We start from the raw sequence: 15741 nt of genomic DNA on the forward strand, positions 1-15741 counted from the left end.
CAGATGTGTATAAGAGACAGCCGCTGGGCTGCGGAGCGGCCCCAAAAGCTTGGGAGCGCTGCGCACTCCAGCGGGAGCAAGCTCCCTCGCCACAAAAGCTCCTTCCAGAGCAAGTCATTATGGCCCGACCAGGTCTTCCAACTCCTGGGCGCGGGTCTGGGTCATGTCCAGCACGCAGCCGGAGCCGTTGACCTGGTCGATGCTGCCGCCGGTGGCGCTGCCGGCAAAGGCGCAATTGGCGTCACGGTACTTTATCCACAGGCGCTGCACGTCTTGCAGTTGTTGCTTGCGCGCCCCTTCCTGGGCGGCGAGGGCGGTCTTGTAGGCCGTGTTCAGGCGCTTGTCCTGCACCTTGGCTTCCCTGGCGTTGCAATTGACCATGTCGGCGGTGGTGTTGGCGCCGTCCATGCATTTTTTCAGCGCCGTGTTATCGGCCGCCGAAGCGCTGCCGCACAGGGCAAGGAGCAGGGCGCTGGCGACGAGGGATGTGCGAATCATGGGCGGGTTTCCTGGCTATAGGGGGTTGCGCATTCTATGACTGGATGGCGCCGCTTGAGTTTCCGACATCCTCTGATCTTCATGTAAGAACACCCCCCGAATTTTCATCAGCGGCCGTCGGGCATATCCCAACGCGACAGCGCGTGTCTGTGGGCGAAAATTACTTTCATTAAAATTGAAAATACTTCTCGGTAATGATTTATGAGTTTCACAACCAATTCGACGTGACCCTTTCCGAGGAGTACCGCATGGCCGCATCACTGGGCTTCGGGCTGTTGGCATACGCTGCCATCGCCATCATTGCTTTGATCGTGCTGATTGCACGTTACCGGCTCAACCCGTTTATCGTCATCACCCTGGTGTCCATCGGCCTGGCGCTGACGGCCGGGATGCCGGCAGACACCATCATGGGCTCCTACGAAGCGGGCGTCGGCAAGACCCTGGGGCATATCGCCCTGGTCGTCGCGCTGGGCACCATGCTCGGCAAGATGATGGCCGAGTCGGGCGGCGCCGAGCAGGTGGCGCGCACCCTGATAAACCGGTTTGGCGAGCGCAACGCGCACTGGGCGATGGTGTGCATCGCGTTCCTGGTGGGGTTGCCGCTGTTTTTCGAGGTCGGTTTTGTGTTGCTGGTGCCGATTGCCTTTACCGTGGCGCGGCGGGTTGGCGTGTCGATCCTGATGGTCGGCTTGCCCATGGTCGCCGGCTTGTCGGTGGTGCATGCACTCGTGCCACCGCACCCGGCGGCGATGATGGCGGTGCTGGCGTATAACGCGTCGGTGGGGCAGACCGTGCTGTATGCGATTTTGATCGGCATCCCAACGGCAATCATCGCCGGCCCGGTGTACGCCAAATTCATCGTGCCGCGCATTCACCTGCCGGCGGAAAACCCGCTGGAACGCCAGTTCATCGAGCGTGAACCGCGCACCCGCTTGCCGAGCTTTGCGCTGACCATGGGCACCATCCTGTTGCCGGTGGTGTTGATGATGATCGGCGGCTGGGCCAACGTGCTTTCCACGCCGGGCAGCGGTTTCAACCAGTTCCTGTTGTTTATCGGCAACTCGGTGATCGCGCTGCTGCTGGCGACCTTGGTGAGCTTCTGGACCTTGGGCATTGCCCAGGGCTTCAACCGCGAGTCGATCCTCAAGTTCACCAACGAATGCCTGGCGCCGACCGCCAGCATCACGCTGCTGGTGGGCGCGGGCGGTGGCTTGAACCGGATCCTGGTGGATGCCGGCGTCACCAACGAAATCCTCGGCCTGGCCCACGCGTTCCAGTTGTCGCCGCTGGTGATGGGCTGGCTGTTCGCCGCGTTGATGCGCATCGCCACGGGTTCGGCAACGGTGGCCATGACCACGGCGTCCGGTGTGGTTGCGCCGGTCGCCATGGGCCTGGGTTATCCCCACCCGGAATTGCTGGTGTTGGCCACTGGCGCGGGTTCGGTGATCTTTTCCCACGTCAACGACGGCGGCTTCTGGCTCATCAAGGAATACTTCAATATGACGGTGATCCAGACCTTCAAGACCTGGACCGTGCTGGAGACCCTGATTTCTTTGGTCGCCTTCGGTCTGACTTACGGCCTGTCTCTTATTTTATGAGCCGCATTCTGTAATCCGGAGATCCCATGGACATCCTCTACCAGATCCGCGCCCGCCAGGATTCCTTCAGCGCCGGCGAAGGCCGTATCGCCAGGCTGATGCTCGATGACGTGGGTTTTGCCGCGTCGGCCAGCCTGGAAGAGTTGTCGCAACGGGCCGAGGTCAGCACGGCGACGCTGTCGCGTTTTGCCCGCAGCGTCGGTTGCCGCGATTTGCGCGACCTGCGCCTGCAACTGGCCCAGGCCAGTGGCGTGGGCAGCCGTTTCCTGGACCCGGCGGGCAAGCCGGAACAGTCGGCGTTTCATCGGCAGATTCTTGGCGATATCGAGGCGACTTTGCGTCAGCACCTGTCGGGCTTTAACCAGGCGGGGTTTGTCGATGCCGTGAACCTGCTGGGCCAGGCGCGGATGATCCACGCGTTTGGCATGGGCGGCCCGTCGAGCTTGTGCAGCGATGAGTTGCAGGTGCGCCTGGTGCGCCTGGGCTATCCGATTGCGGCCTGCCATGACCCGGTGATGATGCGTGTCACGGCGGCAACCCTGGGTGCAGAGCAGGTGTTGATCGTGTGCTCCTTGACCGGCCGCACCCCCGAGTTGCTCGACGTGGTGACGCTGGCGCGCAACTACGACGCGCGCATCATCGCCATCACCTTGGCCGATTCACCCCTGGCGCATCTGGCTGATGTGCTGCTGCCGCTGCAACCGGCCGAAACCAGTTTTATCTACAAACCCACGGCGGCGCGCTACGGCATGCTGCTGGCCATCGACCTGCTCGCCACCGAGCTGGCGCTGGCCATGCCGGATGACAACCGGGAACGCCTGCGCCGGATCAAGCTGGCCCTCGACGAATATCGCGGCGGCCCCGACAGCCTGCCGCTTGGAGACTGAAATGAAGTACGACACGTTGATTCGCCAGGCGCTGATTATTGATGGCAGCAACACCCCCGGCTACCTCGCCGATGTGGGGTTGCGTGGGGGGCGCATCGCAGCGATCGGTGATCTATCGGCAGCGACGGCCGAGCATGAGGTTGACGCCAGCGGCCGCGTGCTGGCGCCGGGTTTTATCGACGTGCACACCCACGATGACACCGTGGTGATCCGCCAGCCGCAGATGTTGCCCAAGCTGAGCCAGGGCGTGACCACGGTGATTGTCGGCAATTGCGGCATCAGCGCCTCGCCGGTGAGTTTGCGCAGTGATCCGCCGGACCCGATGAACTTGCTGGGCAGCGCTTCGGCGTTTGTTTATCCGCGCTTCAGCGACTATCGAGCGGCCGTCGAACACGCCCACCCGGCGGTCAACGTCGCTGCACTGATCGGCCATACGGCGCTGCGCAGCAACCACATGGACGACCTGCACCGCACGGCCACGCCGGACGAAATCGCCGCCATGCGCGTGCAGCTGCAAGAGAGCCTCGAAGCTGGTGCCCTCGGGTTATCCACAGGGCTGGCCTACGCCAGTGCCTTCAATGCCGAGACCGATGAGGTGCTGCAACTCACTGAAGAACTGACGGCGTTCGGTGCGGTGTACACCACCCATTTGCGCAGTGAATTCGAACCGGTGCTGGAGGCCATGGACGAAGCGTTCCTGATCGGTCGGCATGCCAAGGTGCCGGTGATTATTTCCCACCTCAAATGTGCCGGCGCGGGTAACTGGGGGCGTAGTCCACAGCTGTTGGCAGCGCTGGAATCGGCGGCGAAAACCCACCCGGTGGGATGTGATTGTTATCCCTATGCGGCGAGTTCTTCGACTCTGGACCTCAAGCAGGTCACTGATGCGTTTCGTATCACCATTACCTGGTCGACACCGCACCCTGAACTGGGCGGGCGCGATTTGCAGGACATCGCCGCCGAGTGGAGCGTTTCGCTGATGGACGCGGCGCGTCGCCTGCAACCGGCGGGGGCGGTGTACTACGGGATGGATGAGGCGGATGTGCGACGTATCCTCGCGCATCCGCTGTCGATGGTGGGCTCGGATGGGTTGCCGGAAGACCCGTTTCCCCATCCGCGCTTGTGGGGCGCGTTTCCACGGGTACTGGGGCATTTCAGCCGGGACGTGGGGTTATTTCCGTTGCACACGGCGGTGCACAAGATGACCGGGTTGTCGGCGGCGCGGTTTGGCTTGGCCGAGCGGGGTGAGATTCGCGAAGGAAATTGGGCTGACCTGGTGTTGTTTGATCCCTTGCGTGTGCGTGATGTGGCTGATTTCAAAGAGCCGCAGCGCGCGGCAGAAGGGATTGACGGGGTGTGGATCAACGGTGTGTTGAGCTATAGCGACGGGCAGGCAAATGGCCAACGGCCGGGTCGCTTCCTGGCGCGTAGCGGGGATTTGCGTAAGGGCTTTTCGTCTCTATAGTGGGCGCTTTTCATACACGGAGCGGTCGCCATGCACTTAGGAAAAGTCACCCCCATCTTGCGAATTTTCGACGAGGCCAAGGCACTGGAGTTCTACGTCGACTTCCTGGGGTTCACGGTGGATTGGCAGCATCGCTTCGAGGCGAATTTCCCGCTGTATTTGCAGGTGTCGTTGGGTGAGTGCGTGCTGCATTTGTCCGAGCATCATGGCGATGCGTCGCCGGGGGCGGCGGTGCGGATTCAGGCGCAAGGGCTGGATGTTTACCAGCAGCAGTTGGTGGGCAAGGATTACCGTTATGCCAAGCCTGAGGTTGAGCAAACGCCTTGGGGGTCGCGGGAGATGAGCATCAAGGACCCGTTTGGGAATCGGCTGGTGTTTGTTGAGGGCGGTGAGGGGTAAATCGCGGGCAATAAAAAACCGCCTTAGTAGGGCGGTTTTTTATTGCAAGCCCAGTTAGTGGCTGGGCTTGCGATCTCACTGGAAGCGATGACCTGTAGTCGGATAATAATTCCGGCTATCGCATTTCGCAAGACTTGACGACCATCGGTTTTACATCTTTGCCTGCATCATTTTTTACTGAAAGTTGACGGCAAAAAATTGCAATAAATCAGCTGGTCTTTACAGTAGATTTATCGTCCTCTGTCACACCTTCGTTCAGGATGTTAGTTAGTATCCCCCTCGTTCTAAGTATGTCGTTTTGCAGGTGGCTGGGTATGCGCGCGGAATTATGGACCGAACGCCACGGGCTAGTAATCCGTGCCGGATTCATGCGGGAGGAACCAAAGCCTGGCCACCTCACTGGAGGCGATGACCTGCTTCCGAAGGCTCACGTGTTCCGGTAAGTGCGCTGGAGGTAAGGCCCAACTCACGGAGGGCCGAGTATGTCTAAGTTTGCACGACGTACGTGGAACCTCGTAGTGAACTGCCTGCGTGCTTATCACGTGTGGAAGTTCCTGCGGGACAGCTTCGATGACCGTTAAGGTCTGAGAAGTGGAGCCGCCTCGGTTTAGGCCGAGGCGGCTTTTTGGTTTCTTACACCCGGAAGTGGCAGACCCTCTCACGCAGCAGAGTGAGGTCTGAGGAATAAATCGCAGGCAATAAAAAACCGCCTTAGTAGGGCGGTTTTTTATTGCAAACCCAGTTAGTGGCTGGGGTTGCTACCTCAAAGGAGCATTGACGTGCTTTGTGATAGTAAGGTCGCTCAAGTCTGTTATGCAAGGTTTGATGATGAACGGATACAAATTCCGACATCTCGGTATTGTCTGCAAAAAGTTGCAACAGATTTAAAGCGCGTAGACGTGAACTCTGATACTGACGGTCACACCTTCAGCCAGTGCCGCGCGTTAGTATCGACCCGGTTTTATGTTCGTCGTTTTTGGAGGTCGGCTGGGTTAAAGCAAAGGTTTTGGACCGACTGCCACGGATTTGTACTCCGTGCCGGATTTATGCAGAAGGATCATAAACCTGGCCGCCTCAAAGACAGCATTGACGTGCATCTGAAGGCCCACATGTTCCGGTAAGTGCGCTGGAGGTAAGGCCCAACTCACGGAGGGCCGAGTATGTCGAAGTTTGCACGACGTACGTGGAACCTCGTAGTGAACTGCCTGCGTGCTTATCACGTTTGGAAGTTCCTGCGGGACAGCTTCGATGACCGCTAAGGTCTGAGAAGTGGAGCCGCCTCGGTTCAGGCCGAGTCGGCTTTTTGGTTTCTTACACCCGGAAGTGGCTGACCATCTGCTGCAACTGGCTACCCAAACGCGCCAGTTCAACACTCGACTTGGCCGTCTCGTCACTCGCCGTAGCCGTCTGCTCCGACACATCCCGCACATTGACGATACTGCGGCTGATCTCTTCCGCCACGGCACTCTGCTGCTCGGCGGCGGCGGCGATCTGTTGGTTCATCGACTGGATATTCGACACCGTACGGGTGATGTTTTCCAGGGACACACCGGCCTTGCGCGTCAGTTCGACACTGCTGTCGGTCAGGCTGCGGCTGTTGTTCATCACGTTGGCCACTTGCTGGGTGCCGTTCTGCAAACCGGCCACCAGGCCTTCGATTTCCTCGGTGGATTTCTGTGTGCGCTGGGCCAGGCCACGCACTTCATCGGCGACTACGGCAAAGCCACGACCGGCTTCACCGGCACGTGCGGCTTCGATGGCCGCGTTGAGCGCCAACAGGTTGGTCTGCTCGGCCACGGCCTTGATCACGTCCATCACGCTGCCGATCTTGTTGCTCTCTTGTTGCAGGTGCGCCATGGCGTCGGTGGAGCGTGCCACTTCGGCAGCCAGGCGTTCGATCTGGGCGATGGCTTCGGCCACCACCTTGTCGCCTTCGCGGGCTTGGCCGTCGGCGTCGGACGCGGCTTGGGAGGCCTGTTCGGCGTTGCGCGCGACTTCCTGCACGGTGGCGGTCATCTCGTGCATGGCGGTAGCGACTTGATCGGTTTCGATCTTCTGGCTGTTCACGCCGGCGCTGGTCTGCTCGGTCACGGCCGACAACTCTTCAGCGGCGCTGGCGATTTGCGTCACACCGTCGCGGATGCCGCTGATCAGTTCACGCAAGGTCGTGCCCATGCGCTGGATGCCTTGTTGCAGCACGCCCAGTTCATCACGGCGGGTGACCTGGATGTTGTGGCTCAGATCGCCGGAAGCGATGCGTTCCACCACGGCGAGGGTTTCTTGCAGTGGGCGGGTGATCTGGCGGGTGATGACCAGGGCCGCGATGATGCCGACCAGCAGGGCCAGCAAGGTGCTGATCAATTGCAGGCTGCGGGCCTGGGCGCTTTCGGCGTCGCGGCGGTCCAGCTGGATGTCGTAGAGCTTGTCGCTGATGGTGACGATATCGGCGCCTTGGGTGGTCATCTCGGCACGGGCGCTGACGATGTTGGCGTTGGCTGCCTTGTAACTTTGTACTGCGTTGCGGTAAGCGCCGAGGGCGGTTTCCAGGGCGCTCAGTGCGGTTTGCTGGTCGGCGCCAAAGACCGCGCTGAGTTTTTTCAAGCCGCCGATGGCTTTTTCGATCTGTGCGGCGGCGCGGGCTTCGGTGTCGGCGTTGACGTTATTGGTGTAGCCGCGCACTTCGTAGCGGGCCAGCTGGAAGTCTTCCTTGGCTTGGGTCACGGCCTGGAACTGGGTGAAACGCTCGGGGCTGTCGGCCATCTGCTGCACGCTGCTGTCCAGGGCGTTGATCTGGGCGTTGGCGATATCGGCTTTGTCACCCATGACCTGGCGGGCGGCGTTGCCGTTACGGTAGGCCTCGCGCATTTTGTTCAGGGACTGCTGGTAGGCGGTGATGACGGCTTTCTGCTCGTTGAGCAGCTTGAGGTTTTCCGGGCTCTTGAAGCTGTCCAGCAGTTTCTGCTGCTGGGCGGCGAAGGCATCCAGGCTGGTCTGGACGTTTTGGGCCACGGTTTCGTCGCCGTTGGCCAGCATGTATTGCAGGCGCACGATGCGCAGCTTGGTCAGCGAAGCGTTGAGCTGGGTGATGTCGCTCATCCAATTGCTGCGGTCAATCAGACCGCTCAGGCTGGTCCAGCCGGTAAGGGCCAGGATCGAGGTGAGGACCAGCACCAGGCCGAAGCCCAGGCCCAGTTTGAGATTGACGCTAATGTTGCCGAACCAGCTATTCATCGAATGCTCCGCAAGGGTGATATCTGTTTGCTGGACGGTATTGTTGTTTGAGCCAGCCAATGTATGTAGGTGGGTATCGGCGGCGTGACGTGAATCTGAAATGGCTTTTTCGCCGTCAGGCGCAAACAGCGGAACTGCCCGATGAATGGGCAGGGTGGGGCGACAGGTGTGCGGTTGTAGATAGGTACGCCGGAGCGCTCATCAAGGCCGGGTGTTGTGTGCTAGTCTGCTGGCCCTTTTAGTTCTGGGCGACAGGAAAAGTGCGGCCTTCGTGCGGCTTTTTTGTGTGTCGTCCTACAGCGGAGCACCTTCATGTCCGAAGTTAATCTGTCCACCGACGAAACCCGCGTCAGCTACGGCATCGGCCGTCAACTGGGCGACCAACTGCGCGACAACCCGCCACCGGGCGTGAGCCTGGACGCAATCCTGGCTGGCCTGACTGACGCCTTCGCCGGCAAGCCAAGCCGTGTTGACCAAGAGCAAATGGCTGCCAGCTTCAAGGTTATCCGTGAAATCATGCAAGCCGAAGCGGCTGCCAAGGCAGAAGCGGCTGCTGGCGAAGGCCTGGCCTTCCTGGCTGAAAACGCCAAGCGTGATGGCATCACCACCCTGGCTTCCGGCCTGCAATTTGAAGTACTGACTGCCGGTGATGGCGCCAAGCCAACCCGTGAAGACCAAGTGCGCACTCACTACCACGGCACCCTGATCGACGGCACTGTGTTCGACAGCTCCTACGAGCGCGGCCAGCCTGCAGAATTCCCGGTGGGCGGCGTGATCGCCGGCTGGACCGAAGCCCTGCAACTGATGAATGCCGGCAGCAAATGGCGCCTGTACGTGCCGAGCGAACTGGCTTACGGCGCTCAAGGCGTTGGCAGCATCCCGCCGCACAGCGTTCTGGTGTTTGACGTCGAGCTGCTCGACGTTCTGTAAGACCTGCTGCTGATGACTGTGGGGGCTGGGCTTGTGTGGGAGCGGCGGTGCGACGATTCGACTTGCTCGCGAATGCGGTGGATCAGTCAGCTTATGTGTAGCTGACACTCCGCTTTCGCGAGCAAGCCCGCTCCCACATAAAGCCCGGCCCCACAGGTTTTGCGTGGGTGCTCATGGATGAAACTTGCCATGCAGCTCCGTGGCCGGGCGCAACGCTCGGGCATAACAGAACAGAAACAGATTGCGCACCACTTCCTTCAGCACCCCTGGTTCACTCGAACTCAAGCCATTCACGTCCAGGTCGCCCTGGTCTTGCAGCTCGTTGAGCGCTTCTTCTTCCAGCACCGCACAGACTTCCCCGGTTTCCCGATGCAGGATGCGCAGGTAAGGGTGTGGGCGGTCGAGCCAGGCATCTATCAAATAAGTCATGGTGGTTCTCCTTGATAAGTTTCAATGAGAATAATTCTTATTCGTAGAATAGCAAGTGCCTATTGGCGGTTTGTGGTTTTTTCTGTGTGGATATTGCGCGGGGTCAAACGAGAGGGCGAAACGCCATCCCGCGGCGGGCGCGGGATGGAAGCAGCAGGTTCAGACCTTGCGCACGAACTCGGACTTGAGTTTCATCGGGCCGATACCGTCGATCTTGCAATCGATATCGTGGTCGCCGTCGCACAGGCGGATGTTCTTGACCTTGGTGCCAACCTTGACCACCAGGGAGGTGCCCTTGACCTTGAGGTCCTTGATTACGGTGATGGTGTCGCCGTCTTGCAGGACGTTGCCCACAGAGTCTTTCTTCACGGTTTCATCGCCGGCTGCTTCGGTCTCGCCGTTGGCGGACCACTCATGGGCGCATTCCGGGCAGATCAACTGGGCGCCGTCTTCGTAGGTGTATTCGGAATTGCATTTCGGGCAGGGTGGCAACGTGCTCACTAAAGCTCCTTGAGAGTCAGGGATGGCTAAAAGTCGCACATTATATAGGGTTTTGTAGGCAGGGCGGGATGGTGAATTGGCAATACAAACCAAATGTGGGAGCGGGCTTGCTCGCGAAGGCGGTGGATCAGTCAACTTACTTGTCACTGACACTCCGCTTTCGCGAGCAAGCCCGCTCCCACACAAGCCCGCTCGCCACAGATCTGCGTTAGTGCGTACGCGCCACCGCAAACTCACTCAGCTCCACCAGTGCATCCCGGTATTCGCTGGCTGGAAGGGCTTCCAGGCATTTGATCGCGCGGGCCACGTAGTCACGTGCCAACTGCGCGGTGTAGTCCAGCGAACCCGAGGCTTCCACGGCTTCGCGGATGCTTTCCAGGTCTTCGATCCCGCCTTTCTGGATCGCCTTGCGCACCAGGGCCGCCTGTTCCGGCGTGCCTTCGCGCATGGTGTAGATCAGCGGCAAGGTCGGCTTGCCTTCGGCCAGGTCGTCACCGACGTTCTTGCCCAGGGTTTCGGCGTCGCCACGGTAGTCGAGCAGGTCGTCGACCAATTGGAATGCCACGCCCAGGTGGTCGCCAAAGGTGCGCAGGGCTTCGGCCTGTTCGGCGGTCGCGCCACACAGCGCGGCGGCGCTATGGGTGGAGGCTTCGAAGAGCATCGCGGTCTTGCCGCGAATCACTTCCATGTAGGTTTCTTCGGTGGTGCTGGCGTCGCGCACCTTGGACAGCTGCAACACTTCGCCTTCGGCGATGATGCGCGTGGCCTGGGACAGAATCTTCATCACCGGCATCGAGCCCAGCTCGACCATCATTTCGAACGAGCGCGAATACAGGAAGTCGCCGACCAACACGCTCGGGGCGTTGCCCCACATGGCGTTGGCGGTCTCGCGGCCACGGCGCATGCCGGACATGTCGACCACGTCGTCATGCAGCAGGGTGGCGGTGTGCAGGAATTCGATGGTGGCGGCCAGCAGGCGCAGGTCATCGCCTTCGCGGCCCAGGGCCTTGCCACACAGCAACACTAATAAAGGACGCAGACGCTTGCCGCCGGCCGACGTAATGTAGTCGCCAATTTTGGAGACCAGCGGCACTTTAGAAGTCAGCTGCTTCTTGATGATGCCATCGACGGCGCTAAAATCGTCCGCGACCGCGCGGTAGAAGGCTTGGGGTTGCATCAGCGACAGTCGCTCCAGAAGGGTTGCGCGGCATGCTAGGACCCTCACCCCCGGGTGTCAAGGCGCGATGGACGGCCACTTGCAACACCCATTTACCTTGCGTACAATCGCGCACCCTGAACTTCCTGGGCAGCACCTGCCTTACGCAATTGCATTCGGGACGTCCATCCCATGCAGCCATGCCAGCCAATACCTCTTCTTATAAAGAGCTGGGTGAGCAGGATTATCGGAGAAATACCATGTCGTACGCAGTAATTGTTACTGGTGGCAAGCAATACAAGGTCGCCCCAGGTGAATACCTGAAGATCGAAAAACTGGAAATCGCTACCGGCGAATCCGTTACTTTTGATCGCGTTCTGTTGGTCGCCAATGGCGATGACGTGAACATCGGCGCTCCAGTTGTTGCTGGCGCTACCGTTGTGGCTGAAGTGATCTCCCAAGGTCGTCACGATAAAGTCCGCATCATCAAGTTCCGTCGTCGTAAGCACCACATGAAGCGTATGGGCCACCGCCAGTGGTACACCGAGATCAAAATCACCGGTATTCAGGCTTAATTTCAGCCTAATTCCTCACTAGGAGAATTGACTCATGGCACACAAAAAAGCTGGTGGTAGTACCCGTAACGGTCGCGATTCAGAAGCCAAACGCCTTGGCGTCAAGATGTATGGCGGCCAGAAAATCATTCCGGGCAACATCATCGTGCGTCAGCGCGGCACCCAATTCCACGCCGGTTACGGTGTAGGCATGGGTAAAGATCACACCCTCTTCGCGAAAATCGAAGGCGTGATCAAGTTTGAAGTAAAAGGCGCGTTCAACCGCCGTTACGTGAGCGTTGTCGCAGCTTAATTGCGAGATCGCTGGAAAAGCCCTGTCTTGCGACGGGGCTTTTTCGTTTGTGGAGTGAGTCTCTTGCAAAGCTGTTTGTAATGGGCTCAAGCGCTGGATATGCGGTCGCTGATTGAGGTCGCTGCGCTCATTTTTGCAAGAGTCTTATGTCTTGGTTTCTTAAGCTCGTCCATGCGGCGAGAGGCGTTTTGTTATGAAGTTCGTTGATGAAGTTTCCATCCGAGTAAAAGCAGGCGACGGCGGTAACGGTTGCATGAGTTTCCGTCGCGAAAAGTTCATCGAAAACGGTGGCCCAAACGGCGGTGACGGCGGTGACGGCGGTTCCATCTACATGATGGCCGACGAAAACCTCAACACCCTGGTCGACTACCGTTACACCCGGCACTTCGATGCCGAGCGTGGCTCCAACGGCGGCAGCACCGACTGCACCGGTAAAAAAGGCGAAGACCTGGTACTGCGCGTACCGGTCGGCACCACGATCATCGACTCGGCCACCCAGGAAGTGATTGGCGACCTGACCAAGGCCGGCCAGAAGCTGATGGTTGTGCAGGGCGGCTGGCACGGTCTGGGTAACACCCGATTCAAGTCCAGTACCAACCGTGCACCACGCCAGACCACGCCAGGCAAGCCGGGCGAGCAGCGCGACCTCAAGCTGGAAATGAAAGTACTGGCTGACGTTGGCCTGCTGGGCTTGCCGAACGCCGGTAAAAGTACCTTCATCCGCTCGGTCTCGGCCGCCAAGCCGAAAGTCGCCGATTACCCGTTCACCACCCTGGTGCCAAACCTGGGCGTGGTCAGCGTTGATCGCTGGAAAAGCTTCGTGGTCGCCGACATTCCCGGCCTGATCGAAGGTGCTTCCGACGGCGCCGGCCTGGGCATTCGCTTCCTCAAGCACTTGTCCCGCACCCGTTTGCTGCTGCACCTCGTCGACATGGCGCCGCTGGATGACACCAGCGCACCGGACGCCGCCGAAGTGATCGTCAGCGAGCTGACCAAGTTCAGCCCGGCCCTGGCCGAGCGTGATCGCTGGTTGGTCCTGAACAAGTGCGACCAGATCCTCGAAGAAGAGCACGAAGAGCGCGTCAAGGAAATCGTCGATCGCCTGGAGTGGGAAGGTCCGGTCTACGTGATCTCGGCCATCGCCAAAGAAGGCACCGAGCGCCTGACCCGCGACATCATGCGCTACCTCGAAGACCGTGCCGACCGCCTGGCGGCCGACCCTGTGTTCAAGGCCGAGCTGGCCGAACTCGATCAGCAGATCGAAGACGAAGCCCGCGCCCAGTTGCAGGCCCTGGACGACCAGCGTGCCCTGCGCCGCAGCGGCGTGAAGTCGGTCCATGACATCGGCGACGACGATTGGGACGAAGAAGACGTGGATGATGAAGACGGTCCGGAAATCATTTACGTGCGCGACTGATCCGTTGCGATAAACTTGAACGCCGCTCCCTTTAGAGCGGCGTTTTAGTATCCGGGTTTAACGTTATGGGCCGCGCTGGGTCGCGCAGCCCTCAATCTAAGGTTGAAGATGATGCGGAGCAAAGTGACAGGTGCGCAGCGCTGGGTCGTAAAGATCGGCAGTGCGCTGCTGACGGCGGATGGCAAGGGGCTCGATCGCGCAGCCATGAGCGTCTGGGTCGAGCAGATGGTGGCCTTGCATGAGGCGGGTGTTGAGTTGGTGCTGGTGTCGTCCGGGGCCGTTGCCGCCGGGATGAGCCGCCTCGGCTGGACCGCGCGACCCAGCGCGATGCACGAACTGCAGGCCGCCGCCGCCATCGGCCAGATGGGCCTGGTGCAAGCCTGGGAATCCAGCTTTGCCGAGCATGGCCGCCACACGGCGCAGATCCTGCTGACCCACGACGACCTGTCCGACCGCAAGCGCTACCTCAACGCCCGCAGCACCCTGCGCGCGCTGGTGGAGCTGAAAGTCATCCCGGTTATCAACGAAAACGACACCGTGGTCACCGACGAAATCCGCTTCGGCGACAACGACACCCTGGCCGCCCTGGTGGCCAATCTGGTGGAAGCCGACCTGTTGGTGATCCTCACCGACCGCGACGGCATGTTCGACGCCGACCCGCGCAACAATCCCGACGCCCAGCTGATCTATGAAGCGCGCGCCGATGACCCGGCGCTGGACGCCGTGGCCGGCAGTGTCGGCGGCGCCCTGGGCCGTGGCGGCATGCAGACCAAGCTGCGCGCGGCGCGCCTGGCTGCACGTTCCGGCGCCCACACCATCATCGTCGGCGGGCGCATCGAGCGCGTGCTGGACCGGCTCAAGGCCGGCGAGCGCATCGGCACGCTGTTGTCGCCGGAACGCGGCATGCTGGCGGCGCGTAAGCAGTGGCTGGCCGGGCACCTGCAAACCCGTGGCACCCTGGTGCTGGACGAGGGCGCGGTATCGGCGTTGTCCCAAGGCAACAAAAGCTTGCTGCCGGTGGGCGTCAAGTTGGTGCAAGGCAGCTTCCGCCGTGGCGAGATGGTGGTGTGCGTCGCGCCCGACGGTCGCGAGATCGCCCGTGGCCTGGCCAACTACAGCGCCCTGGAAGCGCAGAAAATCATTGGGCAGTCGTCTGACGCGATTGTGAGTCTGTTGGGTTATATGGCGGAACCGGAACTGGTGCACCGCGATAACCTGATCCTGGTTTAAACCTAAGGAATATACGATGCGCGTGATGAAGGGATTGCTCGGCCTGCTGCTGGCCATGCCGCTGCTGGCCTCGGCTGAAGAGATCGGCCAGGTGTCGACCGTGTTCAAATTTGTCGGTCCCAACGACCGGATCGTCGTCGAAGCGTTTGACGATCCCAAGGTCGACGGCGTGACCTGCTACCTGTCGCGCGCCAAGACTGGCGGCGTCAAAGGCGGCCTGGGCCTGGCCGAAGACCGCGCCGAAGCCTCGATTGCCTGCCGCCAGGTCGGCCCGATCCGCTTCAAGGGCGAGCTCAAGGATGGCGACGAAGTGTTCAAGGAACGCACCTCGCTGGTATTCAAGACCATGCAGGTGGTGCGCTTCCTCGACAAGAAGCGCAACACCCTGGTTTACCTGGTGTACAGCGACCGCCTGATCGAAGGCAGCCCGCAGAACGCCGTGACCGCAATTCCGATTTTGCCGTGGCCGACCGCTCAGTAACCCGCAGGCGGGTTTTGTAATCGGCGTCTATGATTGCAGGCTTGCGGGTTGTAATCTCGACGAGCCGCTTTGCTAAGAACATGGGATATCTGGAGTTCGTCATGAGTGCTTTCCACGACCTGAAACTCAAAGCTTTGGACGGACAAGAGCTGCCACTGGCGCCCTTCAAGGGCCAGGTGGTACTGGTGGTCAACGTGGCCTCCAAATGTGGCTTGACCCCGCAATACGCGGCGCTGGAAAACCTTTACCAGCAATACAAGGACCAGGGTTTCACCGTGCTTGGCCTGCCGTGCAATCAGTTTGCTGGCCAGGAGCCGGGCAGCGAAGAGGAAATCCGCGAGTTCTGTAGCCTCAACTACGGCGTGACGTTCCCGTTAGGCAGCAAGCTCGACGTCAACGGGCCGGATCGTCACCAGCTGTACCGGCTGCTGGCGGGAGAGGGCGCCGAGTTCCCAGGGGATATCACCTGGAACTTCGAAAAATTCCTGCTGGGCAAGGATGGGCGTGTACTCGCGCGCTTCTCTCCGCGCACGGCACCGGACGATCCCACCATCGTCCAGGCCGTCGAAAAAGCCCTCAATTAACGCGGCCCGACCCGTGGGGGGGGGGGGGGGGGGGGGGGGGGGGGGGGGGGGGGGGGGGGGGGGGGGGG

The 15741-nt window shown here is 60.4% G+C and carries 16 protein-coding genes and 1 pseudogene; 11 read left to right on the forward strand and 6 right to left on the reverse strand.

The annotated features are described in order from the left end of the window. Positions 1-117 precede the first annotated feature (117 nt). Complete coding sequence (locus tag NUV89_RS20780; RefSeq protein WP_257782774.1) at positions 118-498, reverse strand: lysozyme inhibitor LprI family protein; 381 nt, start codon at positions 496-498, stop codon at positions 118-120. A 248-nt stretch (positions 499-746) separates the two neighbouring features. Between NUV89_RS20780 and NUV89_RS20785 the strand changes: the two genes are divergently transcribed. From NUV89_RS20785 to NUV89_RS20800, 4 genes are read left to right on the forward strand one after another with little or no spacing between them, the layout of a single operon-like run. Beyond that, on the forward strand, positions 747-2096 hold the full coding sequence (locus NUV89_RS20785; protein ID WP_257782775.1) for a GntP family permease: 1350 nt from the start codon (positions 747-749) through the stop codon (positions 2094-2096). A gap of 26 nt (positions 2097-2122) precedes the next feature. Further along, positions 2123-2983, forward strand: coding sequence for a MurR/RpiR family transcriptional regulator (locus tag NUV89_RS20790; protein WP_257782776.1), 861 nt, complete (start codon positions 2123-2125; stop codon positions 2981-2983). Between the two features lies 1 nt (position 2984). Beyond that, positions 2985-4448, forward strand: coding sequence for an amidohydrolase family protein (locus tag NUV89_RS20795; RefSeq protein WP_257782777.1), 1464 nt, complete (start codon positions 2985-2987; stop codon positions 4446-4448). A 30-nt stretch (positions 4449-4478) separates the two neighbouring features. Then, positions 4479-4847, forward strand: a complete 369-nt coding sequence (locus NUV89_RS20800; RefSeq protein ID WP_257782778.1) for a VOC family protein — start codon at positions 4479-4481, stop codon at positions 4845-4847. Positions 4848-6158: 1311 nt separating this feature from the next. Here NUV89_RS20800 and NUV89_RS30000 read toward each other — a convergent pair. After that, the gene (locus tag NUV89_RS30000) at positions 6159-7022 is read right to left on the reverse strand and encodes a methyl-accepting chemotaxis protein (protein WP_374684532.1); all 864 of its coding nucleotides are present in this window, start codon (positions 7020-7022) and stop codon (positions 6159-6161) included. Continuing rightward, positions 7014-8078, reverse strand: a pseudogene (locus tag NUV89_RS30005) (methyl-accepting chemotaxis protein); the annotation flags it as partial. The pseudogene NUV89_RS30005 and the gene NUV89_RS30000, both read right to left, overlap by 9 nt. A 312-nt stretch (positions 8079-8390) precedes the next feature. Here NUV89_RS30005 and NUV89_RS20810 point away from each other — a divergent pair. Next, the gene (locus tag NUV89_RS20810; protein WP_017477811.1) at positions 8391-9008 is read left to right on the forward strand and encodes an FKBP-type peptidyl-prolyl cis-trans isomerase; all 618 of its coding nucleotides are present in this window, start codon (positions 8391-8393) and stop codon (positions 9006-9008) included. A 171-nt stretch (positions 9009-9179) separates the two neighbouring features. Here NUV89_RS20810 and NUV89_RS20815 read toward each other — a convergent pair whose 3' ends face one another. The 3 genes from NUV89_RS20815 to NUV89_RS20825 all read right to left on the reverse strand — a co-directional run bounded on the left by NUV89_RS20815 (position 9180) and on the right by NUV89_RS20825 (position 11115). Next, complete coding sequence (locus NUV89_RS20815; protein ID WP_017735021.1) at positions 9180-9437, reverse strand: hypothetical protein; 258 nt, start codon at positions 9435-9437, stop codon at positions 9180-9182. A gap of 159 nt (positions 9438-9596) precedes the next feature. Then, positions 9597-9938 (reverse strand): zinc ribbon domain-containing protein YjdM, encoded by a 342-nt coding sequence (locus tag NUV89_RS20820; RefSeq protein WP_017735022.1) that lies wholly within the window; start codon positions 9936-9938, stop codon positions 9597-9599. Between the two features lie 208 nt (positions 9939-10146). Beyond that, the gene (locus tag NUV89_RS20825) at positions 10147-11115 is read right to left on the reverse strand and encodes a polyprenyl synthetase family protein (protein WP_017735023.1); all 969 of its coding nucleotides are present in this window, start codon (positions 11113-11115) and stop codon (positions 10147-10149) included. A gap of 239 nt (positions 11116-11354) precedes the next feature. Here NUV89_RS20825 and rplU point away from each other — a divergent pair, with 239 nt between their 5' ends. The 6 genes from rplU to NUV89_RS20855 all read left to right on the forward strand — a co-directional run bounded on the left by rplU (position 11355) and on the right by NUV89_RS20855 (position 15673). Then, positions 11355-11669, forward strand: coding sequence for a 50S ribosomal protein L21 (rplU, locus tag NUV89_RS20830; RefSeq protein ID WP_003176051.1), 315 nt, complete (start codon positions 11355-11357; stop codon positions 11667-11669). Between the two features lie 34 nt (positions 11670-11703). After that, a complete protein-coding gene (rpmA, locus tag NUV89_RS20835) occupies positions 11704-11961 on the forward strand; it encodes a 50S ribosomal protein L27 (protein WP_003176049.1) in 258 nt (85 codons plus the stop codon). A gap of 193 nt (positions 11962-12154) precedes the next feature. Further along, positions 12155-13378 carry an Obg family GTPase CgtA gene (gene cgtA, locus NUV89_RS20840; RefSeq protein WP_017735024.1) on the forward strand — a complete coding sequence of 408 codons (1224 nt, stop codon included), beginning with the start codon at positions 12155-12157 and terminating at the stop codon, positions 13376-13378. A gap of 111 nt (positions 13379-13489) precedes the next feature. Continuing rightward, positions 13490-14608: a glutamate 5-kinase gene (gene proB, locus NUV89_RS20845; RefSeq protein ID WP_207041818.1), complete on the forward strand. Its 1119-nt coding sequence runs from the start codon at positions 13490-13492 to the stop codon at positions 14606-14608. A 16-nt stretch (positions 14609-14624) separates the two neighbouring features. Then, positions 14625-15089, forward strand: coding sequence for a CreA family protein (locus tag NUV89_RS20850; protein WP_015885841.1), 465 nt, complete (start codon positions 14625-14627; stop codon positions 15087-15089). Between the two features lie 101 nt (positions 15090-15190). Further along, the gene (locus NUV89_RS20855) at positions 15191-15673 is read left to right on the forward strand and encodes a glutathione peroxidase (protein ID WP_257782780.1); all 483 of its coding nucleotides are present in this window, start codon (positions 15191-15193) and stop codon (positions 15671-15673) included. The last annotated feature ends 68 nt before the right edge of the window (positions 15674-15741 follow it).

The organism is Pseudomonas sp. 18.1.10, from assembly GCF_024655625.1.
In the GTDB taxonomy this organism is placed as follows: domain Bacteria; phylum Pseudomonadota; class Gammaproteobacteria; order Pseudomonadales; family Pseudomonadaceae; genus Aquipseudomonas.

Bases quoted from the DNA above. Each gene is read 5' to 3' on its own strand.
- rpmA (WP_003176049.1), top strand. From the start codon at position 11,704: ATGGCACACAAAAAAGCTGGTGGTAGTACCCGTAACGGTCGCGATTCA.
- NUV89_RS20810 (WP_017477811.1), top strand. From the start codon at position 8,391: ATGTCCGAAGTTAATCTGTCCACCGACGAAACCCGCGTCAGCTACGGC.
- NUV89_RS20795 (WP_257782777.1), top strand. From the start codon at position 2,985: ATGAAGTACGACACGTTGATTCGCCAGGCGCTGATTATTGATGGCAGC.
- NUV89_RS20785 (WP_257782775.1), top strand. From the start codon at position 747: ATGGCCGCATCACTGGGCTTCGGGCTGTTGGCATACGCTGCCATCGCC.
- proB (WP_207041818.1), top strand. From the start codon at position 13,490: ATGCGGAGCAAAGTGACAGGTGCGCAGCGCTGGGTCGTAAAGATCGGC.
- NUV89_RS20825 (WP_017735023.1), bottom strand. From the start codon at position 11,115: ATGCAACCCCAAGCCTTCTACCGCGCGGTCGCGGACGATTTTAGCGCC.
- NUV89_RS20800 (WP_257782778.1), top strand. From the start codon at position 4,479: ATGCACTTAGGAAAAGTCACCCCCATCTTGCGAATTTTCGACGAGGCC.
- cgtA (WP_017735024.1), top strand. From the start codon at position 12,155: ATGAAGTTCGTTGATGAAGTTTCCATCCGAGTAAAAGCAGGCGACGGC.
- NUV89_RS20790 (WP_257782776.1), top strand. From the start codon at position 2,123: ATGGACATCCTCTACCAGATCCGCGCCCGCCAGGATTCCTTCAGCGCC.
- NUV89_RS20815 (WP_017735021.1), bottom strand. From the start codon at position 9,437: ATGACTTATTTGATAGATGCCTGGCTCGACCGCCCACACCCTTACCTG.
- NUV89_RS20850 (WP_015885841.1), top strand. From the start codon at position 14,625: ATGCGCGTGATGAAGGGATTGCTCGGCCTGCTGCTGGCCATGCCGCTG.
- NUV89_RS20855 (WP_257782780.1), top strand. From the start codon at position 15,191: ATGAGTGCTTTCCACGACCTGAAACTCAAAGCTTTGGACGGACAAGAG.
- rplU (WP_003176051.1), top strand. From the start codon at position 11,355: ATGTCGTACGCAGTAATTGTTACTGGTGGCAAGCAATACAAGGTCGCC.
- NUV89_RS20780 (WP_257782774.1), bottom strand. From the start codon at position 498: ATGATTCGCACATCCCTCGTCGCCAGCGCCCTGCTCCTTGCCCTGTGC.
- NUV89_RS30000 (WP_374684532.1), bottom strand. From the start codon at position 7,022: ATGGGCACGACCTTGCGTGAACTGATCAGCGGCATCCGCGACGGTGTG.